This window comes from Ensifer sp. M14, from assembly GCF_003355565.1.
Classification (GTDB): domain Bacteria; phylum Pseudomonadota; class Alphaproteobacteria; order Rhizobiales; family Rhizobiaceae; genus Ensifer.
Map to the genome: position 1 here is coordinate 357,936 of NZ_QJNR01000004.1, position 22,599 is coordinate 380,534.

The 22,599-nt window shown below is 62.6% G+C and carries 25 protein-coding genes; 9 read left to right on the top strand and 16 right to left on the bottom strand.

Going from position 1 to position 22,599, the window contains the following annotated elements:
- Positions 1–17 precede the first annotated feature (17 nt).
- The 8 genes from BLJAPNOD_RS01855 to infC all read right to left on the bottom strand — a co-directional run bounded on the left by BLJAPNOD_RS01855 (position 18) and on the right by infC (position 5,959).
- Positions 18–839, bottom strand: coding sequence for a serine/threonine protein phosphatase (locus BLJAPNOD_RS01855; protein ID WP_115418722.1), 822 nt, complete (start codon positions 837–839; stop codon positions 18–20).
- Positions 840–930: 91 nt separating this feature from the next.
- A complete protein-coding gene (gene rplT / locus BLJAPNOD_RS01860) occupies positions 931–1,335 on the bottom strand; it encodes a 50S ribosomal protein L20 (RefSeq protein WP_077503124.1) in 405 nt (134 codons plus the stop codon).
- Positions 1,336–1,374: 39 nt separating this feature from the next.
- Positions 1,375–1,578, bottom strand: coding sequence for a 50S ribosomal protein L35 (rpmI, locus tag BLJAPNOD_RS01865; RefSeq protein WP_025425550.1), 204 nt, complete (start codon positions 1,576–1,578; stop codon positions 1,375–1,377).
- Between the two features lie 171 nt (positions 1,579–1,749).
- Complete coding sequence (locus tag BLJAPNOD_RS01870) at positions 1,750–3,117, bottom strand: sensor histidine kinase (RefSeq protein WP_115418723.1); 1,368 nt, start codon at positions 3,115–3,117, stop codon at positions 1,750–1,752.
- Positions 3,114–3,779, bottom strand: coding sequence for a response regulator transcription factor (locus tag BLJAPNOD_RS01875; protein ID WP_115418724.1), 666 nt, complete (start codon positions 3,777–3,779; stop codon positions 3,114–3,116). The genes BLJAPNOD_RS01870 and BLJAPNOD_RS01875 overlap by 4 nt, the downstream gene beginning before the upstream one ends.
- Positions 3,780–3,786: 7 nt before the next feature.
- Positions 3,787–4,293, bottom strand: a complete 507-nt coding sequence (locus tag BLJAPNOD_RS01880; RefSeq protein WP_147294515.1) for a hypothetical protein — start codon at positions 4,291–4,293, stop codon at positions 3,787–3,789.
- A 337-nt stretch (positions 4,294–4,630) separates the two neighbouring features.
- Complete coding sequence (locus BLJAPNOD_RS01885; protein ID WP_115418726.1) at positions 4,631–5,206, bottom strand: hypothetical protein; 576 nt, start codon at positions 5,204–5,206, stop codon at positions 4,631–4,633.
- A 216-nt stretch (positions 5,207–5,422) separates the two neighbouring features.
- Positions 5,423–5,959 carry a translation initiation factor IF-3 gene (gene infC, locus BLJAPNOD_RS01890; protein ID WP_077503129.1) on the bottom strand — a complete coding sequence of 179 codons (537 nt, stop codon included), beginning with the start codon at positions 5,957–5,959 and terminating at the stop codon, positions 5,423–5,425.
- 217 nt (positions 5,960–6,176) lie between these two features.
- Between infC and BLJAPNOD_RS01895 the strand changes: the two genes are divergently transcribed.
- Positions 6,177–6,986 carry an alpha/beta hydrolase gene (locus BLJAPNOD_RS01895; RefSeq protein ID WP_115418727.1) on the top strand — a complete coding sequence of 270 codons (810 nt, stop codon included), beginning with the start codon at positions 6,177–6,179 and terminating at the stop codon, positions 6,984–6,986.
- 287 nt (positions 6,987–7,273) lie between these two features.
- Positions 7,274–7,894, top strand: a complete 621-nt coding sequence (locus BLJAPNOD_RS01900; protein WP_115418728.1) for a transglutaminase-like cysteine peptidase — start codon at positions 7,274–7,276, stop codon at positions 7,892–7,894.
- 70 nt (positions 7,895–7,964) lie between these two features.
- Here the strand turns inward: BLJAPNOD_RS01900 and mbfA are convergent, their stop codons facing one another.
- Entirely contained in the window at positions 7,965–8,948 is a 984-nt protein-coding gene (mbfA, locus tag BLJAPNOD_RS01905; protein ID WP_077503132.1) for an iron exporter MbfA, read from the bottom strand.
- Positions 8,949–9,111: 163 nt separating this feature from the next.
- Here mbfA and BLJAPNOD_RS01910 point away from each other — a divergent pair, with 163 nt between their 5' ends.
- Positions 9,112–9,921 carry a lipo-like protein gene (locus BLJAPNOD_RS01910; protein WP_077503133.1) on the top strand — a complete coding sequence of 270 codons (810 nt, stop codon included), beginning with the start codon at positions 9,112–9,114 and terminating at the stop codon, positions 9,919–9,921.
- Between the two features lie 16 nt (positions 9,922–9,937).
- Here the strand turns inward: BLJAPNOD_RS01910 and BLJAPNOD_RS01915 are convergent, their stop codons facing one another.
- Together BLJAPNOD_RS01915 and efp are read right to left on the bottom strand one after the other, a co-directional pair.
- Positions 9,938–11,179, bottom strand: coding sequence for a cyclopropane-fatty-acyl-phospholipid synthase family protein (locus BLJAPNOD_RS01915; RefSeq protein WP_115418729.1), 1,242 nt, complete (start codon positions 11,177–11,179; stop codon positions 9,938–9,940).
- Positions 11,180–11,475: 296 nt separating this feature from the next.
- The gene (gene efp / locus BLJAPNOD_RS01920) at positions 11,476–12,045 is read right to left on the bottom strand and encodes an elongation factor P (RefSeq protein WP_025425543.1); all 570 of its coding nucleotides are present in this window, start codon (positions 12,043–12,045) and stop codon (positions 11,476–11,478) included.
- A gap of 177 nt (positions 12,046–12,222) precedes the next feature.
- On the opposite strand from efp, the gene epmA reads away from it, so the two are divergent.
- The 5 genes from epmA (at position 12,223) to BLJAPNOD_RS01945 (ending at position 17,826) form a co-directional block, all read left to right on the top strand.
- Complete coding sequence (gene epmA, locus BLJAPNOD_RS01925; RefSeq protein WP_115418730.1) at positions 12,223–13,275, top strand: EF-P lysine aminoacylase EpmA; 1,053 nt, start codon at positions 12,223–12,225, stop codon at positions 13,273–13,275.
- Positions 13,272–14,324, top strand: coding sequence for a lysine-2,3-aminomutase-like protein (locus tag BLJAPNOD_RS01930; protein ID WP_115418731.1), 1,053 nt, complete (start codon positions 13,272–13,274; stop codon positions 14,322–14,324). Before epmA ends, BLJAPNOD_RS01930 begins: the two co-directional genes overlap by 4 nt.
- A 113-nt stretch (positions 14,325–14,437) precedes the next feature.
- Positions 14,438–15,322 (top strand): RNA polymerase sigma factor SigJ, encoded by an 885-nt coding sequence (gene sigJ / locus BLJAPNOD_RS01935; protein ID WP_244610864.1) that lies wholly within the window; start codon positions 14,438–14,440, stop codon positions 15,320–15,322.
- Between the two features lie 199 nt (positions 15,323–15,521).
- On the top strand, positions 15,522–16,961 hold the full coding sequence (locus BLJAPNOD_RS01940; RefSeq protein ID WP_115418733.1) for an MFS transporter: 1,440 nt from the start codon (positions 15,522–15,524) through the stop codon (positions 16,959–16,961).
- A 49-nt stretch (positions 16,962–17,010) separates the two neighbouring features.
- Positions 17,011–17,826 carry a class I SAM-dependent methyltransferase gene (locus tag BLJAPNOD_RS01945; protein ID WP_115418734.1) on the top strand — a complete coding sequence of 272 codons (816 nt, stop codon included), beginning with the start codon at positions 17,011–17,013 and terminating at the stop codon, positions 17,824–17,826.
- Between the two features lie 196 nt (positions 17,827–18,022).
- Here BLJAPNOD_RS01945 and BLJAPNOD_RS01950 read toward each other — a convergent pair whose 3' ends face one another.
- On the bottom strand, positions 18,023–18,688 hold the full coding sequence (locus BLJAPNOD_RS01950) for an OmpA family protein (protein WP_077503140.1): 666 nt from the start codon (positions 18,686–18,688) through the stop codon (positions 18,023–18,025).
- A gap of 206 nt (positions 18,689–18,894) precedes the next feature.
- On the opposite strand from BLJAPNOD_RS01950, the gene BLJAPNOD_RS01955 reads away from it, so the two are divergent.
- Complete coding sequence (locus BLJAPNOD_RS01955; RefSeq protein ID WP_077503141.1) at positions 18,895–19,533, top strand: exopolysaccharide biosynthesis protein; 639 nt, start codon at positions 18,895–18,897, stop codon at positions 19,531–19,533.
- A gap of 84 nt (positions 19,534–19,617) precedes the next feature.
- Here the strand turns inward: BLJAPNOD_RS01955 and BLJAPNOD_RS01960 are convergent, their stop codons facing one another.
- The 4 genes from BLJAPNOD_RS01960 to BLJAPNOD_RS01975 all read right to left on the bottom strand — a co-directional run bounded on the left by BLJAPNOD_RS01960 (position 19,618) and on the right by BLJAPNOD_RS01975 (position 22,522).
- Entirely contained in the window at positions 19,618–19,965 is a 348-nt protein-coding gene (locus BLJAPNOD_RS01960) for an antibiotic biosynthesis monooxygenase (RefSeq protein WP_115418735.1), read from the bottom strand.
- Between the two features lie 125 nt (positions 19,966–20,090).
- A complete protein-coding gene (locus BLJAPNOD_RS01965) occupies positions 20,091–21,116 on the bottom strand; it encodes a histone deacetylase family protein (protein ID WP_115418736.1) in 1,026 nt (341 codons plus the stop codon).
- Positions 21,117–21,413: 297 nt separating this feature from the next.
- The gene (locus tag BLJAPNOD_RS01970) at positions 21,414–21,941 is read right to left on the bottom strand and encodes a GNAT family N-acetyltransferase (RefSeq protein WP_115418737.1); all 528 of its coding nucleotides are present in this window, start codon (positions 21,939–21,941) and stop codon (positions 21,414–21,416) included.
- A gap of 2 nt (positions 21,942–21,943) precedes the next feature.
- On the bottom strand, positions 21,944–22,522 hold the full coding sequence (locus BLJAPNOD_RS01975; protein WP_199565878.1) for an XRE family transcriptional regulator: 579 nt from the start codon (positions 22,520–22,522) through the stop codon (positions 21,944–21,946).
- Positions 22,523–22,599 lie beyond the last annotated feature (77 nt).

Here is a 22,599-nt window from a genome sequence, read left to right on the forward strand (position 1 = left end):
TGTCGTTGTCTTCAGGATTATGATTGCGTCGCACTCGTCAGGTAGTCCGTCGCGGCCACGAAGCGCACGAGGTCCTGGCCGTTCTGGATGCGCAGGAGGAAGCGCGCCAGCGGCAGCAGTCGCGCGAAAAACGGCATGATCTGCGAGAGAGCGACCGCCGTTTCCGCCGGTGCGGCAAGCTTCCAGGCGGCAAAGGCGCGGTCCGGGGTTTCCGGCTTCAGCGCGCGGCTTGCGATCTGCAGGAACAAGAGCCAGACATCGCGCGCCTGTGCCATTGCGAGCGGCATGACCGCCGCCGGCTCTTCCTCGAAATCGAGGAAGCAGAACGCGCCGTCGTCGATGATGAAATCACGCGGATGCGGACGGCCGTGGCAGAGGCCTGCGGCGTGCAGCCGGCCGAGTTCGGCAGCACAGCGCACCAGGAGCGCATCGTGGCCATCGGCGTCCTTGTCGCGCAAGGCGCCCATCTGCTTGCTGACCGGCAGGCCGAGATGCGAAAGCACCAGCGCCGTCGTGCCGCGATAGAGGATTTGCGGCGTCTTGAAGCCGGCGGCGGAGAAAGCGTTGATCTGCCGGACCTCGCGGTCGAGCATGCCCTGCGGATCGAGAAGTGGGGCCGGACGAAGAATGGTGACGCCGGTCAGCCGAGAGGCGAGCCACTGCAGGCGTTGGCCGATACGGGCCCCGAGGCGCTGGTAACGCTTGATCCAGACGACGCGATTCTTGAGCTGGCAGTGCTCGACACGGGACGATCCGCCGGCAAGTGCTGCCAGCAGAGCCGCCATGTCGTCGTCGTCAAGCTGCGGAACCGCAAGCGGCCCTCTTCGATCGTCGTGCACTTTCGTCTCGCAGAATAAGAAAAACCCGCGCTAGCCCTGCCAGCGCGGGTTTCCCAACAAAATTCAAGAACGGTTTTGGGAAAACGCTGGCTTAACGAACAGCGGTTTCAAACTCGTTGGTCGTGCCGGCTTCCTTGAGGTAGGCAAGTGCCTTCTTGGAAGCTTCGACGAGGGCGCCGAATGCTGCCGGCTCATGGATAGCCATGTCGGAGAGAACCTTGCGGTCGACTTCGATGCCAGCCTTGTTCAGGCCGTCGATGAAGCGGCCGTAGGTCAGGCCGAATTCGCGGACGGCAGCGTTGATGCGCTGGATCCAGAGAGCGCGGAAGTTGCGCTTGTTGACCTTGCGGTCGCGGTAAGCGAACTGCTTGGAACGATCAACCGCAGCCTTTGCAGCGCGGATGGTGTTCTTGCGGCGGCCGTAGAAGCCCTTGGCTGCCTTGAGTGTCTTCTTGTGCTTGGCGTGAGCGGTTACGCCGCGTTTTACACGTGCCATGTCATGATCTCCTTAACGTGTCCAAAATGCCTGAAAGTCTTAGAGACCGTTGGGCAGGTAGTTCTTGATGACCTTCTTGCCATCGGGCTCCGCGAGAACCATGGTTCCACGTGCGTCGCGGATGAACTTGTTGGAACGCTTGATCATGCCGTGGCGCTTGCCAGCAGCAGCTGCACGAACCTTGCCGGTAGCGGTGATCTTGAACCGCTTCTTGGCAGACGATTTCGTCTTCATCTTGGGCATTTTGCTACTCCATTTTCTTAAGAATTCGAAACGGACAGACGAGGTCCATTTCCAGCGTTAAGAACGGCCACGGCATGCCCTGCCGGACCGTTCGGACGGGGGCTTATACCCGGACATCCCCAAAAGCGCAACTGCGGAATCGAAGAAGCGTTGCAGAAGCGACAGGCCGCATCAAACCGGATCGCGCAGACGCTTGCGCCCGCCCGCCGCTTCGAAGGTCATCGCCGCCTCCAGCCCGCCGAGTGGCGACTGCCCAAGCGTCAGCGTCGCGCCATAGGCATCGGCGATATCCGCGCTGATGGCAAGGCCGAGCCCGGTGCCGGGCACCTGCCCCGCTTCGCCATCCACGACACGACCGCCGCGCTGCATCACCATTTCGCGATCACCGTCGGCGATACCAGGTCCGTCGTCGCCGACGACGATGTGCAATCGATCGTCGTTGCGCGCCGCGGAAACGCGGATGCGCGAACGCGCCCACTTGGCGGCATTGTCGAGCAGGTTGCCAAGGCATTCCGCCAGGTCGGCCGGATCCATATCGAGAGACAGGTCAGGATCGATCAACACCTCCCAAACGATGCCGCGCTCGGCTGTGACCGGCCGCAACACGCTGACGAGCTTGCCCGCCATGCTGGCGACCGACGTGGTCGCCATGCGCTCGACGCCCATGCGGGCGGCCTGCAGCTGCCGGTCGGCACGCTGGCGCACGAGATCGACCTGTTGCAAGGCCAGCTGGCGTTCGTTGTCGGGCAGGCTTTCGGCTAGCTGGGCAAGCACGGTCAACGGCGTCTTCAGGCCATGGGCGAGATCGCTGGCGCGGGCACGCGCACGCTCGACCGCCGTCTCGCGCTCGGCCAGAAGCAGGTTGATCTCGCTGACAACGGGCCCGACCTCGCTCGGGCCGGACGAACCGAAGTCCCTTTCGCTGCCGGCGCGCACGAGTGCTGCCCGCTCTCGCAGCCTCCGCAGCGGCGCAAGGCCGAGTGCACCCTGCAGGAAAGCAGCTCCGGCAAGCACTGCGGCGGTCGCGAGCAACATCAGACGCATCCGCCCGTGAAATGAGGCGAGCGCGTCGTCGAGTTCCTGGCGACCAAATCCGGCCTGAACGGAAAAGCGCTCGGCTTTGGGACCATCGCCGAGAGCCAGCGTCTGGGTATGAACAAGCATCGGCGCGCCGTCAGGACCTTCGAGTTCCACAAAGCCTTCGTAATGGCCGGCGGAGGGCATCTTGGTATCGATGACCGTATCCCAAAGGGAGCGGGATCGGATGGAGGTGCCGGTCTGCGGCGTGAGCTGCCAGTAGCGGCCGCCGGCCGGCAGCGAAAAACGCGGATCCGCCGGCTCGCGCGGCAAAGCGAGTTCGCCGTCCCTGACGACCACCTGGGCGGCAATTGTATCGATGGTTGTCATCATTTCCGCGCGGTAGCGGCCAACGACATAATCGGTAAAAAGGCGCGAGAGCGAGAACCAGACCACCAGCAGCACCACGCCGACGGCAATCAGTGCGCCGATCGCCAGTCGCAGCCGAAGCGAACGGATCATATGCCGTCGTCCGGCAGCAGGTAACCGAAGCCGCGCCGCGTCTCGATCGCCGAACTCTCGGTCTTCTTGCGCAGCCGCGCGATCATCGCCTCGACCGCATTCTTGGCTGCGTCGTCCTCTCGACCCTGCACATGACTTGCCAGTTCGAGCTGCGTCAAAACCTGGCCCTTGCGCTCCATGAACAGCGCGATCATGCGGTACTCGAGCGGGCTCAACTCCAGAACCTGACCGTCGAATGTGACCCGGCGCGTCGTTTCATCAAGGGTGAAACGCCCGGCGGAGCGCACGGACTGCAGCCGCGGACCGCCGCGTCTGAGCAGCGCACGCAATCTCGCGACCAGTTCTTCGGCCCGAAACGGCTTTGGCAGATAGTCGTCGGCCCCGGCGTCGAAACCGTCGACCCGCTCCATCCAGGAGCCGCGCGCCGTCAGCACCAGCACTGGCGTTTCCAGCCCTGCCTTGCGCCAGCGCTTGAGGATCGACAGGCCATCCATACCGGGCAGGCCCAGATCGAGAATGATCGCGGCATAGGTGCCGTTTTCGCCTTGCTCCCACACGTCGGGACCGTTGGCCAGCGTATCGACGCCGTAACCTTCGGCCTCCAGCTTCGTCACCACATGGGTGGCGATGTTGTGATCGTCCTCCGCCAGAAGAATACGCATTCTGTCCTCAGAATCCGAATATGTTCATGAATTTGCCCGTGCGCGCATTGATGCGCAGATTTCGGATGGTGCCCTGCCGGTCGCGCGTGCGCAGCCGGTAGACTTCGCCATTGTTCCTCAGATCCACAGCGATGACCGCACCATATTTGTCTTCGTCGACGAGCCGCAGCACATCCTTCAGCGCCAGGATGCGCCCCTTCTCGACACCATCGCGAGCCCGCTCCTGATCGCTGCGCCGACCGCTGCCGGAATTGCCGTCGTCGTCAGCGTCGTCCTTGTCGTCGCCGCCGCCGCCAGGCCCGCTGTTGTCGTCGTCGTCATCGCCGCCGCCGCGACCGCTGCGGTCGTCGTCGGAATCATCGCCGCCGTGTCCGCCGGAACCGCTGCTGCCGCTGCCGCTGTTGTCGTCATCATCGCGGCCGTCCTTGGCAAAGGCAGAAATGCCTCCCACCTGCGGCGCAAGCGACAGCAGCAACGAGCAGCAGACCATCGCAATCAGATTTCGTCGCGTCATCGGCATGGTTTCGTCCAGTTCCACATTTTCAAGCCTTGCGAAAAGCGCCGCGCCCTTCCCGACATCGTCCGGCGTCCCTTAACCTCAAGGCGCATTCCCCCCATGCGCTTGTCAAATCCCCTCGCTCATCAGGCCTCAGACTGATCCCCTGTGCTGCCGAGCGCAAGAGGCCCGGTGCCTGGAGCCAGACATGGAAAAGCGCTTGACCCCCTGCGTCGGTTCCGGCGCAGGGGGTCAAGCGTTCCTTGGGCCAATCCGCTGGGCGGGCGTTAAGCGGAACGAGCCCATCATTCCGGTGCACTACGGGGGCGGATGCACCGGACATTCGTTGTTCAGATCAGCGAGCCGAAGCCGGCAGGATCGAAACGCTGGTAATGGGACCCGGATTGCGGCGGGCATCGCCACCATGCGGTTTGACCGTCACCACGCGCAGACCATGTTCGAACTCGACTTCGACCTCAAGCGCACGGCCGAGATTGTCGACTGCAACCAATGAGCCGTCGCGCAGTCCGCGCAGGCTGCCCTCGGAAACATTGAGCGTGACTTCATCGCGGTCGTCGCGGTCATTGTCGCGATCGTCGTCCCGGTCGTCGTCATCATTGTCGTCATTGTCATGGCCGTTCCGGCCGCGATGATCGTTGTCATCATCGTTGTCGTTGTCGTTGTCGTTGTCATCATGATCGCTGCCGCGGCCGCTGTTGCCGCCGTGATCGTCATTGTCATCCCGGTCGTCGCCGCCACGATCATCGCTGCCGCCACGACCGCTGTTGTCGTCGTCGCCGCTGGCAAGTGCGGACATGGCAAACGGATGCGCCGGACCGGTGGCCACCAGCGAGAACCCGACAGGCGCCGAGACAAGGCCGCAAACGCCCATGGTGGACACAAGCAAAGCTTTTCGAAGCGTGACGTACATGATTTTCGTCCTTCTCCTGATTTCGATGAGGAGAGAATGCCATGCCGCCACTGACAGCTCGCTGAGGCCGGCTGTCAGCATTCTGTCAGCAAGGCGTCGAGATTGACGTCGTTGGAGATCGCCCAAGAAGTCGGGATGCGCTCAAACGCAAAAAGCCGCCCCAAGGGCGGCTTCCTACCTGATACGTTGCGCGGACGATCCGTCCGTCAGCGGCGGTCAACGCGGAGCGAGGACCATCATCATCTGGCGGCCTTCGAGCTTCGGCTCGGCTTCGACCTTGGCGATCGTCTGGGTGTCGTCCTTGACCTGAAGCAAGAGCTTCATGCCGAGTTCCTGGTGCGCCATTTCGCGGCCACGGAACTTCAGGGTCACCTTGACCTTGTCGCCTTCTTCGAAGAATCGATTCATCGCCCGCATCTTCACTTCATAGTCGTGCGTGTCGATGTTGGGACGCATCTTGATCTCTTTGATCTCGACGATCTTCTGCTTCTTGCGCGCTTCGGCCGCCTTCTTCTGGTTGGCGTATTTCAGCTTGCCGAGATCGAGGATCTTGCACACCGGCGGCTCGGAGTTCGGCGCGATCTCTACCAGATCAAGACCGGCCTCTTCCGCCATGCGGAGCGCCTGGTCGATCGGGACGGCACCGATATTCTGGCCTTCGGCATCGATAAGCTGAACCCGGGGTACCCGGATTTCCTTGTTTGAGCGCGGTCCCTCCTTGACGGGGGCGTCCGTTTTGAACGGTCTGCGAATGGTCGTACTCTCCTCGAGCTGTTTCCGAAATGCGGTTCAATTATTGTCGGCGCGGCCTTGGCCGAAATGCTTCAATCTGCCGCCGACGGCAATGTGTGAATTGCGACGCGAGAGTCAATAGCATGGCTTGCAGGGAAAATCACCACCTGTCGAAGCCAAGACGAATCTGTTTTAGAAAGAAATTCGCCGCCAATCCGGGCATTTGGAGAGAATTGACATGCAATCGACGACAGCTGAAACCGAAACGACCTTCATCGAGGTTGGCAAGGATGCCGCCCGTCGACGCATCGCCATGCGGATTCTGCGCGCGCAAAAGCCCTCCGAAAGGCCGGCTCTCGTATGGCTCGGCGGCTACCGTTCCGACATGACGGGCACGAAGGCCGTGGAGGTCGAGTGCCTGGCGAAAGACCGTGCAACCGACTGCATCCGCTTCGACTATTCCGGCCATGGCGCCTCGGGCGGAGCGTTCAAGGACGGCACGATCTCGCGCTGGCTGGAAGAGAGCCTTGCCGTGGTCGAACATTCCGCGCCCGAGCAACGCTTGATCCTGATCGGCTCGTCGATGGGCGGCTGGATCGCGCTCAGGCTGATCCAGGAACTGCGTCAGCGCGGCATGGGCGAGCGCGTCGCCGGCCTGGTGCTGATCGCCCCTGCCCCCGACTTTACCGCCGACCTCATCGAGCCCAACCTGACGGAGACGGAGCAGCGCTCGCTTGAAGAGCGCGGCTATTTCGAGGAACCGTCCGAATACAGTCCCGAGCCCAACATCTATACGCGCGCCCTGATCGAGGATGGCCGCGACAACCGCGTGCTCGTCGGCACGATCACCACCGGCTGCCCGGTTCACATCCTCCAGGGCATGCGCGACCCGGATGTGCCCTACGGCCACGCGCTGAAACTGATGGAGCACCTGCCCGCCGACGACGTCGTCATGACGCTGATCCGCGACGGCGACCATCGTCTTTCGCGCGAGGAAGACATTGCTAAAATGAAGCAGGCGATCGGCAATATGCTGCCTTCGGCTTAAGCCGTCAGGCCGGCGCACGACGCCCCTTTTACCCCTGATCTTCGAGGCCATGCGCTGCAGACCGCCTGCTGCGCATGGCTTTGCGCTGCATTTCGACGGCGGCTTTAACCATAAAGTCCAATGCCCGAATCAGTAGATTGACTCTCCGTCTCCAACGCTATTAACTCTTTATTAACGATTAGAGCAGCGTGAGGCGGAAGACCTGAACAAGCTGCCCGCAACTCAGGATTGCGCGAATACGTCCGAACATGAAGAGTTCGGCATACCGCGTTACGCAGGGGACATGAATGGCGTCTTGGACTGGAGTTAAGGGAAGTATCGCGGCGTTTTGCGCACTTTTCATTTCAGCAAACACGGCAATTCCCGCACAGGCGGGATCCTCTCCTTGGATGCAGACCGGCTCGGTTACTTCGCAGCCGATCGGACATTACGAGTTCTGCCAGAAGCACAAGGGCGAATGCAGCGTCAAGTCGAAGGCGACCCTGGCACCGCGTGTCACCGAACGCGGCTGGGCGACGATCCGTCAGGTCAACGCTTCCGTGAACCGTGAGATCACGCCGGTAACCGATCAGGAACTCTTCGGCAGGGATGAAGTCTGGGCTTATCCGCAGGACGCCGGCGATTGCGAGGACTTCGTCCTCGAAAAGCGCAAGCGCCTGATGCGCAAGGGCTTTTCCGCAAGCGAACTGCTGATCACCGTCGTTCGCAAGCCCGATGGCGAAGGCCACGCGGTTCTGACCGTGCGCACCGCCCAGGGCGACTTCGTCCTCGACAACCTTGAAAACGGCGTGAAGCTCTGGACCCAGACGCCCTACCGCTATCTCAAGCGTCAGGCTTCGTTCAACAGCGGTCGCTGGGTGACCATCGACAATGGCGCGGAAGTGGTCGTCGGCTCGGTCGGCAACTGATACGATCCAAAAAAGTTTCATGAGAAGGGCCGGTCGAACCGGCCCTTTTTCGTTTCAAGCCGGTGCCTGATCAGGCGTTGCCGATCAGGATGCCCGCGGCCAGTACCAGGCCGCCGCCCAGCACAACCTGGAATGCGGCACGCAGGAACGGCGTTTCCATGTAGCGGTTCTGAATGAAGGCGATGGCCCAGAGTTCGAAGAAGACCACGACTGCCGCCGTGATGGTCGCCGTCCAGAAATGTGGAATGAGGTAGGGCAGCGCGTGGCCGAGACCGCCGAGCGCGGTCATGATGCCCGAGGCAAGACCCCGCTTGATCGGCGAACCGCGTCCGGAAAGCTTGCCGTCGTCATGGGCCGCCTCGGTGAAGCCCATGGAAATACCGGCACCGACCGAAGCCGACAGGCCGACGAGGAAAGTCTGCCAGGTATCCTGGGTCGCGAAGGCCGCCGCGAAGATCGGCGCCAGCGTCGAGACCGAACCATCCATCAATCCCGCCAGCCCCGGCTGAACGTAAGTCAGGATGAACTGTCGGCGGGCGGTCTGATCCTCCTCCTCGCGCACGTCGTCCGGCGTGTGCTTTTCGCCCAGCCTGCGCGCGAGCGATTCATGCGTTTTTTCCGCGATCGCCAGATCCCCCAGCAGCTTGCGTGTCGCCGCATCCTGGGTGCGCGCTGCCGCCTCGACATAGAAACGATGCGCAGTCTCCTCCATTGCCTCGGCTTCCGCACGCGCCTTTTCGATCGGCATTTCTCCGATCAGCCAGTCGGGCTTGCGATCGGGAAAGTCGCGAACATGCTCGCGGCGGATAAGCGGGATGCGGTTGCCGAAACGCTGGACATGCATGTCGATCAGCCATTGGCGATGATGGCTCTCTTCCTCAGCCATCTCCTCGAACACTTTTGCCGAGTGCGGATATTTTTCTCTGAGCGCATCGGCATAGGCGAGATAGATGCGGCCATCATCCTCCTCGGAGGAAATCGCCAGCGCCAGGATTTCCTGTTCGTTGAGGGAGAGAAACGGACGTTTGGAGCGGGAGAAGAGACGGGAGAACATCGACGAAAGCCTTCTTTAGAATTATTCTAAAATAGAAACCCCGAGAATGTGCGTCAAGGCCAAAGCCATGCAATCACGCGACAATCACTCGACAGAGTGTCGCGGCTCGGCCACCATATACGTGCATGCGAAACCCCCTCCCGTCGCTGGAGCAATCGCCTCCATGAAGACCATCTACCCGCTTTCCGAAAGCAAGGATACGTTTCTGGACCGGCTTGGCGCCCGTATGGCCGCCCGGCTGCAGACGCAGACGCTCGGCTATGAACCCTACACGCCATCCGACCAGGAAACGCTGGCACGCACGCTACGCCCGGGCGACGTCCTGTTGATCGAGGGCAACCAGAAGGTTTCCGCTGCGATCAAGTATCTGACCCAGTCGACCTGGTCGCACGCGGCGTTTTTTGCCGGCGACCAGATGCCGCTGACGCTCGACCAGGCAACCCTGCCGGCCATCGAAAGGCCACAACTGATCGAAGTGAATATCGGCGAAGGCTGCGTCGCCGTGCCTTTGAAGAAATATGCGTCGTTCAACACGCGCATCTGCCGACCGGTGGCGCTGACGCCCGACGACCGCTCCGCGCTGGTCGGCTTCATGATCTCCCGGCTCGGCATGAAGTACGACCTGAAGAACATTCTCGACATGCTGCGCTATTTCATGCCGGCACCGCCGGTGCCGGTGCGTTGGCGACGACGCCTGCTGGCGCTTGGATCCGGCGATCCGACGCGGGCGATCTGCTCGACGCTGATTGCCGAAGCCTTCGAGCAGATCCGTTACCCTATTTTGCCGGAGGTCACGCGTGCACCCGGTCGGGCATCGGCCACCTCGACCTATTCGCGCGAAGAAATCCTGCATATCCGCCACTACTCGCTCTATACGCCGCGAGACTTCGATCTCTCGCCGTTCTTTTCGATCGTCAAACCGACGCTCGAATTCGGCTTCGACTACAAGCGACTGCGCTGGAACGGAGACTGACAGGCGGGAAAACCGGTCAGATGTTAAGGTCGAGCGCCTGCTCGCGAGCGATGAAGTCGCGCTGGCGGTCGGTGATGTAATCGCGCACGATCGGCGCGGCGTCGCGCGAGCGCGACAGCTGCATGTGGAAGACGAGCTGGCTGCCGGTGCGAAACATCATTTCGGCGCTGATCAGATAGAACTCCCACATGCGGGCAAAGCGCTCGTCATACATCGCGATCACCTTGTCACGGTTGGCCTCGAAGCGCGCGCCCCAATGCGCCAGCGTCGTTGCATAATGCACCCGCAGGAATTCGAGATCGGAGACCCAGAGGCTGTTGCGCTCGACGACGTCAAAAACCTCGGACAGTGCCGGCGAATAGGCGCCGGGGAAGATGTACTTGCGCAGCCACGCGCTCGCCATGCCCGGCGGGCTCATGTGACCGATCGAATGCAGCACGGCCACGCCGTCATCCGGCATCAAAGCATTGAGCTTCTTGAAGAACTCGTCGTAGTGATGCACGCCGACATGCTCGAACATGCCGACGGAAACAATACGATCGAATGGCCCCTGAACATCGCGATAGTCCTTGAGTTCGAAGCGAACGCGGTCGGCAAGCCCTGCGGCCTTGGCCCTTTGGGTCGCCAGCGCCTGCTGCTCCTTCGACAGCGTCACGCCCAGCACCTCGACGTTTTCGAGCTTGGCCAGGTACATTGCCAGATCGCCCCAGCCGGAACCGATATCGAGCACCTTCATGCCCGGCTCCAGGCAGAGCTTGGAGGCAAGCAGGCGCAGCTTGTTGCGCTGGGCCTTTTCCAGGCTTTCGTCCGGCTCGCGGAAGTAGGCGCAGGAATAGAGCATGTTCTCGTCGAGGAACAACTTGTAGAAGTCGTTGCCAAGATCATAGTGATGGGCGACGTTCTCCTGCGCCTTGCCCTTGGGATTGGCCTGTTGGCGCTTGCGGAAGCGCATCTTGACCGCGCGCAGCACCTTCTGGATCGGGTAGGAGCCGAGCGATAGCCGGTTGATCGAAAACAGCGTCAGGAAATCCTTGAGCGTCGAGCCTTCCTCGAAGCGCATGGTGCCGTCCATGTAGGCCTCGCCGGCCGCCAGCTCCGCATTGAAGACGAGGCTGCGATAGAGCTTCTTGTCGGTGAGCCGCATCGTCACCTCTGGCCCGGGTTCGCCGGAGAAGACATGCCTCTTGCCATCGGCGTCGATCACCGTCAGGCGACCCTTGCGAATGAACGACTTCATCATGTGCGACAATGGAAACATGCAGACCCTCTCGTGACAGAAACGCCGTAGCGTCGGCATCCTAGCACCCGTTTTTCGAAATGCTCCCCCTAAATTTGCGGTTGCTTACTCAGCCGCTGCCGCAGCTTCTGGGCCTTGCGACGCCGCGGCATTGATGACGCATCGACGACGCTGTAATTCTTTGAATTTGCGTCAGATTCCGCACGTCGAAGGTTAGCGATGGCAGGAACCCTGCCGTAGAAACGGCAACGGGGACGGCAGGTTGAACCTGCCGTCCCCGTTGGAAGCGATCGATCGTTCGTCAATCCCTGAGCGTGTCAGTCCTTGGCGCGCTCGACATAGGAGCCGTCTTCGGTCGCGATGATGACGCGGGTACCGGCCTGGATATGCGGCGGAACGAGCGTGCGAACGCCGTTCGACAGAATAGCCGGCTTGTAGGACGACGACGCCGTCTGGCCCTTGACGACCGGCTCGGTCTCCGTGATTTCGAGCGTCACGTGGCGCGGCAGGTCGATGGCGATCGCCAGGCCTTCGTGGATCGAAAGAATGCAGGCCATGCCTTCCTGCAGGTAGGCCTTGAGGTCGCCGATGTCGTCGGTGGTCATGACCAGCTGGTCGTAGCTTTCCGGGTTCATGAAGTGGAAGCCTTCGCCATCTTCATAAAGGAAGGTGTGCTCGCGGTCTTCGACGAAGGCACGCTCGACCTGCTCGGTCGTACGGTAGCGCTCGGAAACCTTCACGCCGTCGGAAATGCGGCGCATGTCGACCTGGGTGACCGGCGTGCCCTTGCCCGGGTGGAAGTTCTGCGCGGTCAGAACGACATAGAGCTTGCCGTCAACGTCGAGAACGTTGCCCTTGCGGACAGATGAAGCGATGACCTTGACCATTAGTCTTCCTTGTAACAGAGGTATGCGCGACACGGCGCGCCGGGAAAGCCGGCCCCGAAAGACGCGAAAATATGATATCGCGCCGCCACTACCCTAATTTCGTGCAAATAGCCAGCCTGCGCCGGCATTGGCGCGAAGAAAGCCCTGGGGCGCGAAGAAAGCCTGGACCGAACGACCATGTCGCATGCCTCACCCTGGTGGACGCCTGATGTCCATGCCGACCGGCGTCCGTTTCTTCTCGGACGCAACCGGATCCAGTCGGCTTTGCGCCGGTTCTTCGACGAGCGCGACTTCATCGAAGTCGACACCGCGACGTTGCAGATTTCGCCCGGCAACGAGGCTCATCTGCACGCGTTTGCCACACAGGCGCTCAACCATGACGGCTCCATCCATCCGCTCTATCTGCACACGTCGCCGGAATTTGCCTGCAAGAAGCTGCTCGCCGCCGGCGAGAAACGCATCGCCTGCTTTGCCCATGTCTACCGCAACCGCGAGCGCGGGCCGCTGCATCATCCCGAATTCACGATGCTCGAATGGTACCGGGCCGGCGAGACCTACGAGACGCTGATGCACGACTGTGCCGAGATCCTGGCGCTCGCGGCGCGGACGACGGATGTGCGCCAGTTCACTTTCCAGGGCCGCACCTGCGACCCCTTCGCCGAGCCGGAACGCCTGGCAGTGGCCGAGGCCTTCGAGCGATTTGCCAACATCGACCTGCTCGCTTCAATCGCGTCCGATGGTGAAACCGACCGGGACACACTGGCTAGCGCAATGGCAGCGGTTGGGTTGCGCGTTGCCGCCGACGACACCTGGGCGGATCTCTTCAGCCGCGTGCTTGTCGAAAAGATCGAACCGCATCTCGGCTTCGGTCGCGCCACGATCCTCGACGAATATCCGGTGGCCGAGGCAGCCCTCGCCCGACCCACGGCGCGCGACCGCCGCGTCGCCGAACGCTTCGAGCTCTATGCCTGCGGTGTCGAACTCGCCAATGCCTTCGGTGAACTGACCGACGCGGCCGAACAGCGCCGCCGTTTCGAGATGGAGATGGCGGAGAAAGCCCGCGTCTATGGCGAGACCTATCCGCTCGACGAGGGCTTTCTGGCAGCGCTGACGATCATGCCCGAAGCCAGCGGCATCGCGCTCGGCTTCGACCGGCTGGTCATGCTGGCGACCGGTGCGACCCGCATCGACCAGGTGCATTGGGCACCGGTGGCGGAGACTGGATCATGAACGTTCACCGCCCGATCAAGACGGCCGGAGAACTCGTCGACGCCGGCCTTGTCGAACCGTCGCAGCAGGACGCCGTTTCGCGCGTTGCCGAGCGCTACGCGGTCGCCATCAGCCCGGCGATTGCCAAGCTTATTGACGGCAACGACCCGAACGATCCAATCGCCCGCCAGTTCGTGCCCGATGCGGCCGAGCTGACGCTGCTGCCGGAAGAGCGGGAGGATCCGATCGGCGACAAGCCGCATAGCCCGGTGACAGGTATCGTGCATCGCTATCCCGACCGGGTGCTCCTGAAAGCCGTGCATGTCTGCCCGGTCTATTGCCGCTTCTGCTTCCGCCGCGAAATGGTCGGCCCGCAGGGACTGGGCACGCTGACACCAACAGAACTCGACGCGGCGATCGCCTATATCGCCGAGCATGAAGAGATCTGGGAGGTCATTCTCACCGGTGGCGACCCGCTGGTGCTTTCGCCGCGCCGGCTTGCCGAAATCATGGAGCGGTTGAAGCCGATTGCCCACGTCAAGATCGTGCGTTTCCACACCCGCGTGCCGGTGGTCGAGCCCGAGCGCATCAATGCCGATCTTGTTGCGGCGCTGAAGGCGAGTGGCAAGGCGACCTATGTGGCGCTGCACGCCAACCATCCGCGTGAACTGACGCCGGAAGCGCGCGACGCCTCGGCCCGGCTGATCGATGCCGGCGTCGTCATGGTCAGCCAGTCGGTGCTTTTGAAGGGCGTCAACGACGATGCGGACGTGCTGGCCAGCCTGATGCGCGCTTTCGTCGAAACCCGGATCAAGCCCTATTACCTTCATCATCCGGATCTCGCACCCGGCACCAGCCATTTCCGGCTGTCGATCGAGGAAGGCCAGGCGCTCGTCGCGTCGCTGCGCGGCCGGGTCTCCGGCCTCTGCCAGCCGGCCTATATCCTCGACATTCCCGGCGGCCACGGCAAGGCCGTGATCAGTTCGGCGTCGATCGCAGCCGACGGCGGCGGATGCTACACCGTCACCGACTTCCGCGGCGAAGAGCACACCTACCCACCAAAAATCTGAGAAAATTTTCAAGACGACGTCACAGCTGCGCCATGCCGATCGTCAGATGGTCGTGATCAACGATCGCGGCAGTCCGCCGTTTGAACCGTATCAGAGGCGCAGAGATGAATGGCATGAACAGTATCGATATCTTCGAAGCGGCCCGCCCGCGCCTTCTCGGCCTCGCCTACCGGATCCTTGGTTCGCGCGCAGATGCGGAAGACGCGGTGCAGGACACCTTCGTCAAGTGGCAGGAGGTCGATCAAGGGGCGATCGAGACCCCGGCTGCCTGGCTGACGACCGCCTGCACCCGCCGATGCCTCGACCTTTTGAAGGCGGCGCACCGCAAGCGCGTCAATTATGTCGGCGCCTGGCTGCCCGAGCCGATCCATACGGCAAGCGACGACAATGCCGAGGAGAGGCTGGCGCTGACCTCGTCGCTCACCACCGCCTTCCTTTTGATGCTGGAGCGGCTGACGCCGAAGGAGCGCGCCGCTTATCTGCTGCACGAGATCTTCGGCCAGCCCTATGAGGAGGTCGCCGAAACGCTTGATATGCAGGAAGCCGCCGCCCGCAAGCTGGTGTCGCGCGCCAAGACCAATATCGGCGTGGAGAAGAGCCGCCACCAGACGCCGCGCGAGCGGCAGGACGAACTGCTGTCGGCGTTCCATGCGGCAATCCACGGCGGCAACATCGCCGGCCTTTCGAGCCTGCTCTCCGCCGACGTGCGCCTGACGGCCGATGGCGGCGGCAAGGTGGCGACCGTGCTTGGCGTGCTCTCAGGCAAGGAAACCGTCCTTGCCTTCATCGCCGACCGGCTCACCGAATACTGGGCGCACTATGTCTGGGACATCGCCGAGATCAATGGCGGCCGCGGCATTGTGCTCAGGGGCGAGGCCAAAAATGATATCGCCGCCAGCGTTTCCTTCGGTTATGACGGCGACGGAAACGTCAACGATATCTTCATCGTTCGCAATCCGGACAAGCTCACCCATCTCGGTGACGCTGCGGTCCACTGACTCAGAGCATTTCCAGGAAAAGTGCGAAGCGGTTTTCCGCCAGGAAATGCGTAATAACAAACAGATAGAGCGGCTCCAACATCCTGCTTGAGGCGGGAGCGCTCTATCGGCACCGACGGAACGAGGCCGAGGCGCGCGCAGCGATGCGCGACGCGTCTGGCAGCCGGTCGTCGTGACGCTTAGTGAAAGGCGCAGATATATGCTCGACAAGACATCCCAATCCACTGACAAGGCGGATAGCGGCTGGCTCGCCCTGCTGTCGGGCGAAAACGCCATCCATTCCCTGGTCCTCAGCGGCGGCGTGGCTTTGCATGCCCTCAACATCTATGTCGTCACCACCATCATGCCGTCGATCGTGCGCGAGATCGGCGGGCTCGAATATTACGCCTGGAGCACGACCGTGTTCGTGGCCGCCTCCATTCTCGGCGCGGCTCTGTCGGCCCGGCTGCTTGCCGCCGTCGGCGCCGGTTCGGCCTATGCGGTCGGCGCACTCGTCTTCGGCCTCGGTACGCTGCTCTGTGCCTCCGCTCCCGATATGCTGGTGCTGCTCGGCGGCCGCGCGATCCAGGGCTTTGGCGGCGGCCTGCTCTATGCGCTCGCCTATGGCGTCATCCGCCTGGTGTTTGCGCCAGTGCTCTGGACCCGCGCCATCGGCCTGATCTCGGCCACCTGGGGCACGGCAACGCTGATCGGCCCGGCCGTCGGCGGCATGTTTGCGGAATTTGCCACCTGGCGGGCGGCCTTTTGGTCGCTGCTGCCGCTGACCGCCCTTCTGGCAGCGCTGGCCTTTTGGTCGCTGCCGCGCAACGTGTCATCCGAAGGCAACCGCACGCCGCTGCCGGTGCTGCAGCTCCTGCTTCTCATCGGCATTGTCCTTGCGCTTTCAATCGCCAGCACGCTGTCGACAGCGGGTGAACAGCTCGCCTCCGTCGGTGCTGCCATCGTCATGTTCGCAGCCCTTCTGCTGGTCGAACGCCGAGCCACCGGCAAGCTTTTGCCGAGCGGCAGCTTCACCATAAGTTCCCCGCTGGCAGCGCTTTATGCTACGATCACGCTGTTGATGATCGGCATGCAGCCGGAAATCTACGTGCCGTATCTGCTGCAGGAATTGCATGGGCTGTCACCGCTGGTTGCCGGCTACATCGCCGCGCTGATGTCGATCGGCTGGACCGCCGGGTCGATGACGAGCGCACACTGGCATGGCGACCGGGCGCAGCGCACGATCTTCGCCGGACCGGGTTTCGGCTTTGCCGGACTGGCTCTGATTGCCGTCTTTATGCCGATGACCGGTTTCGGCTTTGCGGCGATCGCCGCGCCGCTCTCGGCCGGCATCATGGCCGTCGGTTTTGGTATGGGGTTCGCTTGGCCCCATATCGTCACGGCCGTTTACGAACTGGCGCCGAAGGGCGAGGAAGAGAAGGCATCGAGCTCGATAACCACGGTGCAGCTTTTCGCCGCCGCGCTGGGTGCCGCCCTTGCCGGCCTGACCGCCAATCTGGCGGGTATCGAAGCGAGCAGCGCCGATGGCATCGCGCACGCGACGCAATGGCTCTTCTGGTTGTTTGCGCTGGCACCGGCGCTCGCGATCCTGACGGCGCGGCGCGTCCGACGGGCGCGCCGTGCAAATGCCGGAGCCTGACAAGCCCGGCAAGGCCTGACGTCGCGGAGGTTCGGCAGAGGAGGCGGTGATGGGCGACGATGGCATTGGCCTGACCGGCGTGCGCGAAACGCTGCTGATCACGCTGCGTGCAAAAGCTGCGGAAAGCCAGCTTGCCGATTCACTGCTGCACGACCACTTTGCCGCCGACGCCATGCGGCGGCTCGCCCAGGGGAGCAGGCATCTTGATGTCGGCCATGACATGGCGGTCGGTATCGCCATGCGCGCCTACATGCTCGACCGCTGGACCCGAGCCTTCATCGACCGGCACCCCGATGCCACCGTTTTGCATCTCGGCTGCGGCCTCGACACGCGCATCTTCCGCATAGATCCACCAGCCAAAGTACGCTGGTTCGACGTCGACTTCCCTGACGTCATCGAACTCCGCCGCAGACTTTATCCGGACCGAAGCGGCTATGCTGCAATCGGTACATCGATAACCGACCCGGCCCTCATGGCACTGATACCGAACGACAGGCCCGCCATCGTCATCGCCGAAGGTGTGTTGCCCTACATCGCAGAGACGGACGTCCACGACCTGCTGCAACGCGTTTGCTCGCATCTGCCTTCCGGCGAGATCGTCTTCGACGCCTACAGCCACCTCGGCATTCAGCTGCTGCGCTTCAACCCTGCCATCCGCGCAACCGGGGCAGAATTGCGCTGGGGTATCGACGACCCGCGCGGGCTCGAGCGGCGCGTTCCCGGGCTTTCGTTGCTGGAAGAGGTCACGAACTACGATCCGGCCCAGATCGACCGGATGTCGCCGGGTGCGCGCATCGCCATCCAGGTCTTCAGCATCATCCCGCTGCTCAACCGGATGGGACGCTTGCTGCGCTATCGATTCTAGCGCAGGTCGCGGGATAGCGGACCCAGCCGACGTCCTTTGCGACCTTGTTTTCGATGCGCACCGATGTCCCGACACCGCAGCGCCCTTTCGGGCGACAGGGCACTGGCCTCAAAGTCGGCCGCCGCCCGTCACAAACAACAAAGGGCCGCACCGATGACGGTGCAGCCCTTCAATGTTGAGGTATCGGACGAGCCGATCAGCCCTGCTTGATCGGCGCGATCGAGATTTCGACGCGGCGGTTCTGCGCGCGGCCGGCTTCGCTTGCGTTGGAGGCGATCGGCCGCTCCTGGCCGAAGCCCATGGTGGCCATGCGGCGCTGGTCGACGCCCTGGCTTGCCAGATAGTTGGCAACCGAGGCGGCGCGGCGCTCGGAAAGGCCCTGGTTGTGGGAGGCACTGCCGGTCGAATCGGTATGGCCGTCGACGTCGATCAGCGTCCTATTGAACTTGCGCAGCACGATCGCCACGGAGTTCAGGGTGTCGTAGAAGGCCGGGACCACCTGGTCGCGGTCGGTGGCAAACGTGATGTTCGACGGCATGTTCAGGATGATGCGGTCGCCGGCGCGGGTCACGGAAACGCCCGTACCCTGCAGCTGGGCGCGCAGTTCTGATTCCTGGCTGTCCATGTAGTTGCCGACCAGGCCGCCGCCGAGCGCACCGATGCCGGCACCGACGAGCGCTGCATCGCGCCGACCGGCAGCGCTGCCGCCGACCAGAAGACCGGTCGCGGCACCAAGGCCCGCGCCGATCAGCGCGCCACCGGCCGTGTTCGACATCTTCTGCTCACCCGTATACGGGTCGGTGGTCGTGCATCCCGAGAGATAGATGGCCGCAACAGCCAGTATGGCGCATTTCTTGATCATAGAATCAATGGTCCCCATTCGTGCTCTAAAGTGCTTCATACTAGCGATTGCGGCAGGAAGATGAAGAGGCGTCCCACTGATGCCATGGTTTGACGACAAATGGCGGCCTGGCCACCGTGATCGCTGCGAAAAGGCCGGACACTAACCGATCCTTCACACGCTCTTGTTAACAAGCACGTTCGGGAAAAATCGAGGCGGACGATCTGATGGCAATCGAATTTGGCGACACCCAGCGCAGTCTCAGCGACACGCTGAACGGTATGATCGGTTCTATCCGCGGCAACACGATCACGCTTCGCGACCTGATGACGGGCATCGGCGAACAGGGCTTTCTGCTCTTGTGCGCACTGCTGACGCTGCCGTTTCTGCTGCCGGTTTCCATTCCCGGCGTCAGCACCGTCTTCGGCGCGGCCATCATCCTGATCTCGATTTCGATCACGCTCAACCGCCTGCCTTGGATGCCGCAACGCATCCTCGACCGGCAGATCGAAACGGAAAAGCTGGTGCCGACGCTTCAGAAGGGCGCGGCCATCGTCTCCAAGCTCGACCGTTTCGTCAGGCCGCGCTTCGGCTTCCTGACGCAAGGGGCGCTGATGAACCGCTTCAACGGCCTGATGATCATGGCCGGTGGCGTGCTCCTGATGTTTCCGCTCGGCCTCATTCCGCTGTCGAACACGCTGCCGGGCATCGCCATCCTGCTTCTGTCGCTCGGCATCATCCAGCGCGACGGGCTGATGGTCGCCGGCGGCTATCTGTTCCTGATCGCGACGACGATCTACTTCACCGTTCTCGCCTACATGGCCTTTGCGGCTGGCCAGGGCCTTTCCACCTTCTTCGTTTCCTGAAGCCCCGCCAATCCCGCAAGCGAGCCTTACGCGTCGTGATCCGCGGCGTTGCCAGTCCGGCCAGTCGGCCGGAGCGGCGGGATGTCAGGCCGCCTGGAAGCTCTTGTAGCTGGCGGAATCGGTCTCGACGCCGAGCTTTTCCATCAACACTGCACGATCGATATCGAGGCTCTTATCGAACTCGGCGATCGCCGCTGCGACCTTCGGCGCGAACTCTTCGCTTTCAAATTCGATCATGGTGCAGAAGTTGAACTTTCCCGGACCGGCATGCTGCTCGAGGAACAGATCCATGACGTAGCCTTCCTGGCTGCGGATGACCGCAAGTGTCTTTTCCACCAGGCTCACAAATTCGGAGCGCGCCGCCGTCGGCACGGCAAACTTGTTGATGCGATAGAGCGGCGCGACGATGCCGTCCGTTGAAGTGCTGCTCATGAAACTCTCCCTCAAGTGTCTCGTCAAAGCCCGTCGGCGACCATTCGACGGCGGCCAGCAACACTCGTACGACCTCAAGCAAAGTTGAGGTCAACAGGGGGAAGTGAAAAATCTGCGCTGCTGGCTCAGGCAGAAATGCCCTTCAGCACATTGGCGACGTTGAGCCCGATTTCCGGCACGCCGTAACCGCCCTCCATGCAGACGACAACAGGAAGTCCAGCGTTCCTCAGCCGTTCGCCCATGGCAAGATAGTCTTCGGACTTCAGCTTGAAAGTCGAAATCGGATCGCGCTCGAACGTATCGACGCCGAGCGAAACCACCAGCGCTTCGGCGCCGAACACTTCGATGCGGCGGAGCGCATCGTCCATAGCCGCTGACCAGGCCGCATAGGCGGTGCCGCGCGGCAGGGGATAGTTCTTGGTGGAGCCGAGCCCTTCGCCCGCCCCCTCCTCGTCGGCAAAGCCGAGAAAATAAGGGAAAGCGTCAACAGGATCGCCATGCAGCGAGGCGAAATAGACGTCGCCGCGCTGATAGAAGATGTCCTGCGTGCCGTTGCCGTGATGGAAGTCGACATCGAGCACCGCGACCCTGGCAGCGCCGAGATCGCGCAGACGCTGTGCGGCGCAGGCGGCATTGTTGATGAAGGAATAGCCGCCATAGAGATCGATCGCCGCGTGATGGCCTGGCGGTCGGCAAAGGGCAAAGGCTGCGCGGGCGCCGCCGTTGACGTGCTCGGCCGCCGAAAGCGCACAATCCATCGCGGCGCGCGCGGCCGCATAGGTGCCTTCGGTGATCGATGTTTCCGCGGCAAAGGCGTAGTAGCCGAGCGCACCGTCGATATCCCTAGGCGGGTGCTGGCGCATCCGGCGCGCCGGAAAGCTGGTCGGGATCGCCTCACCGCGATAGCCGTCGGCGACCCAGCGCGACCAGGCGGTTTCCAGAAAGTCGAGATAGTCGGCCGCATGCAGCTTGAGGGCCGTTTCCAACCCGTGATGTGTGGGCGCGACGACGTCGTGAAAGCCCGCTTCCTTCACCGCCGCCAAAATCCATTCGGCCCGGAACGGCGCCTCGAAAGGCGCCACCAGTTCGCCCCCGAAAAGTTCGGTCCGGGCGTCGCGGAGCTTGTGGTCCTCGGAGAAGAAAATGCGCATGGGGAGGGTCCTGAAGTCAGCAACGAAGGGCGCTAAACTACCCGAGCGTGCGGGCTTGGCAACCTCGACGCCCCTCGTCCAGCTTGCCGGAGTGTCCGGTGCCCCTCATCCGGCCTGCCGGCCACCTCCCCGCAGGCGGGGAGAAGGACGCGAGCCGCGGCCGCTCGGCAGCAAGCTCAGCTCTCAGTCTTTTTCTGGATGACAGGCGCGCCAAATGAGACATTAGCGACCAATTCACGTCCCCTCTCCCCGCTTGCGGGGAGAGGGTTAGGGTGAGGGGCAATCGCGCAGCGCCCCCTAAGCCGCGATGCGCTTGTAGAAGAGCGTGGTGGCGCAAAGGCCGCCTTGCGGCCACATCGCATAATCCGGAATGACGCCGACGCGCTCCCATCCCAGCCGCGGATAGATCGCTTCGGCCTCGCTGCCGGTTGCCGTATCGAGCACCAGCAGCGTCTTGCCGCATGCGGCCGCTTCCCGCTCGACGGCCTGCATCAAAAGCCGGGCAACGCCCTTGCCGCGGGCGGCCCGATGGACAAGCAGCTTCTTCAGATCGCCGCGATGCGGCTGGTTGGGCATCTGCGCCACGCCGACCTGGACCGTGCCGACGATCCGCCCCTCGTCTTCGGCGACCATCAGCAACGTTTCACCCTCCGCAACCGCATCGGCAACATCCTGCCAATAGGGCAAGCCCGCCGCCGGCGGATAGGGCTGCATGAAGCCGACGGACGCGCCGCCCTCTACGCAATCGGACAGCACCTCGGCAAGCGCCGGCATGGCGGAACGGGCCTCAGTTTCGTTGAGGAGGCGGATTGTGATGTCAGGCATGGTCAGTTCCTGGTTCGGCTGAGGATGACGGCATAGTGAGCCGGCTCATCATGAGGATTGTGAAAGACGTGGGCCTGCTCGAGCCCCATGAACAGGCAATCGCCGGCCTCCAGCACCTGAGGGCCGGATTCCATGGTCAACTCCAGCCGGCCGGAGAAAAGCCAGAGATGCTGGGTGATGCCCCGGTCGGCCGGTTGGCGCTCGAAGACGACGCGCGCGCCCGGCGGAAACTCGACCTCGACGATATCGACCGGCGAACCAAGGCCTTCGGGCGAAACCGAGCGGCGCAGATAGCCGGATTCCGGATCCCGCCAAAGTCTCTGATCGGCGCGCCGCGCCACCGGCGAAGCCTGCTCGCCTTCAAAGGCAAAGAGTGCCGAGAGCGTGGTCGAGAGTGCGCTGCAAAGCTTGGCCAGCAGTTGCGCCGTCGGGCTGACCTCGCCGCGCTCGATGCGCGAGATCATCGCCCGGCTGACGCCTGACCGTGTCGCCAGATCGTCGAGCGTCATGTTCTGCTCTGTCCGCAGCGAACGAACGCGTTCGCCGATGGCTTGCTCAAGTGGGTCGGGGACGTTTTCCATTATTTGAGATTGCATTTCTCATATAATGGAGTCAAGAGGGATTTGTGCCCGAAATAAAGGCTGGCAATGCCGCTTTG

What these genes read in the sequence shown, in the direction of transcription:
- BLJAPNOD_RS01880 (WP_147294515.1), bottom strand. Translation starts at nt 4,293, where the DNA reads ATGACGCGACGAAATCTGATTGCGATGGTCTGCTGCTCGTTGCTGCTG.
- efp (WP_025425543.1), bottom strand. Translation starts at nt 12,045, where the DNA reads ATGGTCAAGGTCATCGCTTCATCTGTCCGCAAGGGCAACGTTCTCGAC.
- BLJAPNOD_RS01960 (WP_115418735.1), bottom strand. Translation starts at nt 19,965, where the DNA reads ATGAGCAGCACTTCAACGGACGGCATCGTCGCGCCGCTCTATCGCATC.
- BLJAPNOD_RS01950 (WP_077503140.1), bottom strand. Translation starts at nt 18,688, where the DNA reads ATGATCAAGAAATGCGCCATACTGGCTGTTGCGGCCATCTATCTCTCG.
- BLJAPNOD_RS01945 (WP_115418734.1), top strand. Translation starts at nt 17,011, where the DNA reads ATGGGCGACGATGGCATTGGCCTGACCGGCGTGCGCGAAACGCTGCTG.
- BLJAPNOD_RS01975 (WP_199565878.1), bottom strand. Translation starts at nt 22,522, where the DNA reads ATGGAAAACGTCCCCGACCCACTTGAGCAAGCCATCGGCGAACGCGTT.
- BLJAPNOD_RS01915 (WP_115418729.1), bottom strand. Translation starts at nt 11,179, where the DNA reads ATGTTTCCATTGTCGCACATGATGAAGTCGTTCATTCGCAAGGGTCGC.
- BLJAPNOD_RS01955 (WP_077503141.1), top strand. Translation starts at nt 18,895, where the DNA reads ATGGCAATCGAATTTGGCGACACCCAGCGCAGTCTCAGCGACACGCTG.
- epmA (WP_115418730.1), top strand. Translation starts at nt 12,223, where the DNA reads ATGTCGCATGCCTCACCCTGGTGGACGCCTGATGTCCATGCCGACCGG.
- BLJAPNOD_RS01965 (WP_115418736.1), bottom strand. Translation starts at nt 21,116, where the DNA reads ATGCGCATTTTCTTCTCCGAGGACCACAAGCTCCGCGACGCCCGGACC.
- BLJAPNOD_RS01885 (WP_115418726.1), bottom strand. Translation starts at nt 5,206, where the DNA reads ATGTACGTCACGCTTCGAAAAGCTTTGCTTGTGTCCACCATGGGCGTT.
- mbfA (WP_077503132.1), bottom strand. Translation starts at nt 8,948, where the DNA reads ATGTTCTCCCGTCTCTTCTCCCGCTCCAAACGTCCGTTTCTCTCCCTC.
- BLJAPNOD_RS01900 (WP_115418728.1), top strand. Translation starts at nt 7,274, where the DNA reads ATGGCGTCTTGGACTGGAGTTAAGGGAAGTATCGCGGCGTTTTGCGCA.
- BLJAPNOD_RS01930 (WP_115418731.1), top strand. Translation starts at nt 13,272, where the DNA reads ATGAACGTTCACCGCCCGATCAAGACGGCCGGAGAACTCGTCGACGCC.
- BLJAPNOD_RS01875 (WP_115418724.1), bottom strand. Translation starts at nt 3,779, where the DNA reads ATGCGTATTCTTCTGGCGGAGGACGATCACAACATCGCCACCCATGTG.
- BLJAPNOD_RS01895 (WP_115418727.1), top strand. Translation starts at nt 6,177, where the DNA reads ATGCAATCGACGACAGCTGAAACCGAAACGACCTTCATCGAGGTTGGC.
- rplT (WP_077503124.1), bottom strand. Translation starts at nt 1,335, where the DNA reads ATGGCACGTGTAAAACGCGGCGTAACCGCTCACGCCAAGCACAAGAAG.
- sigJ (WP_244610864.1), top strand. Translation starts at nt 14,438, where the DNA reads ATGAACAGTATCGATATCTTCGAAGCGGCCCGCCCGCGCCTTCTCGGC.
- BLJAPNOD_RS01970 (WP_115418737.1), bottom strand. Translation starts at nt 21,941, where the DNA reads ATGCCTGACATCACAATCCGCCTCCTCAACGAAACTGAGGCCCGTTCC.
- rpmI (WP_025425550.1), bottom strand. Translation starts at nt 1,578, where the DNA reads ATGCCCAAGATGAAGACGAAATCGTCTGCCAAGAAGCGGTTCAAGATC.
- BLJAPNOD_RS01870 (WP_115418723.1), bottom strand. Translation starts at nt 3,117, where the DNA reads ATGATCCGTTCGCTTCGGCTGCGACTGGCGATCGGCGCACTGATTGCC.
- BLJAPNOD_RS01910 (WP_077503133.1), top strand. Translation starts at nt 9,112, where the DNA reads ATGAAGACCATCTACCCGCTTTCCGAAAGCAAGGATACGTTTCTGGAC.
- BLJAPNOD_RS01940 (WP_115418733.1), top strand. Translation starts at nt 15,522, where the DNA reads ATGCTCGACAAGACATCCCAATCCACTGACAAGGCGGATAGCGGCTGG.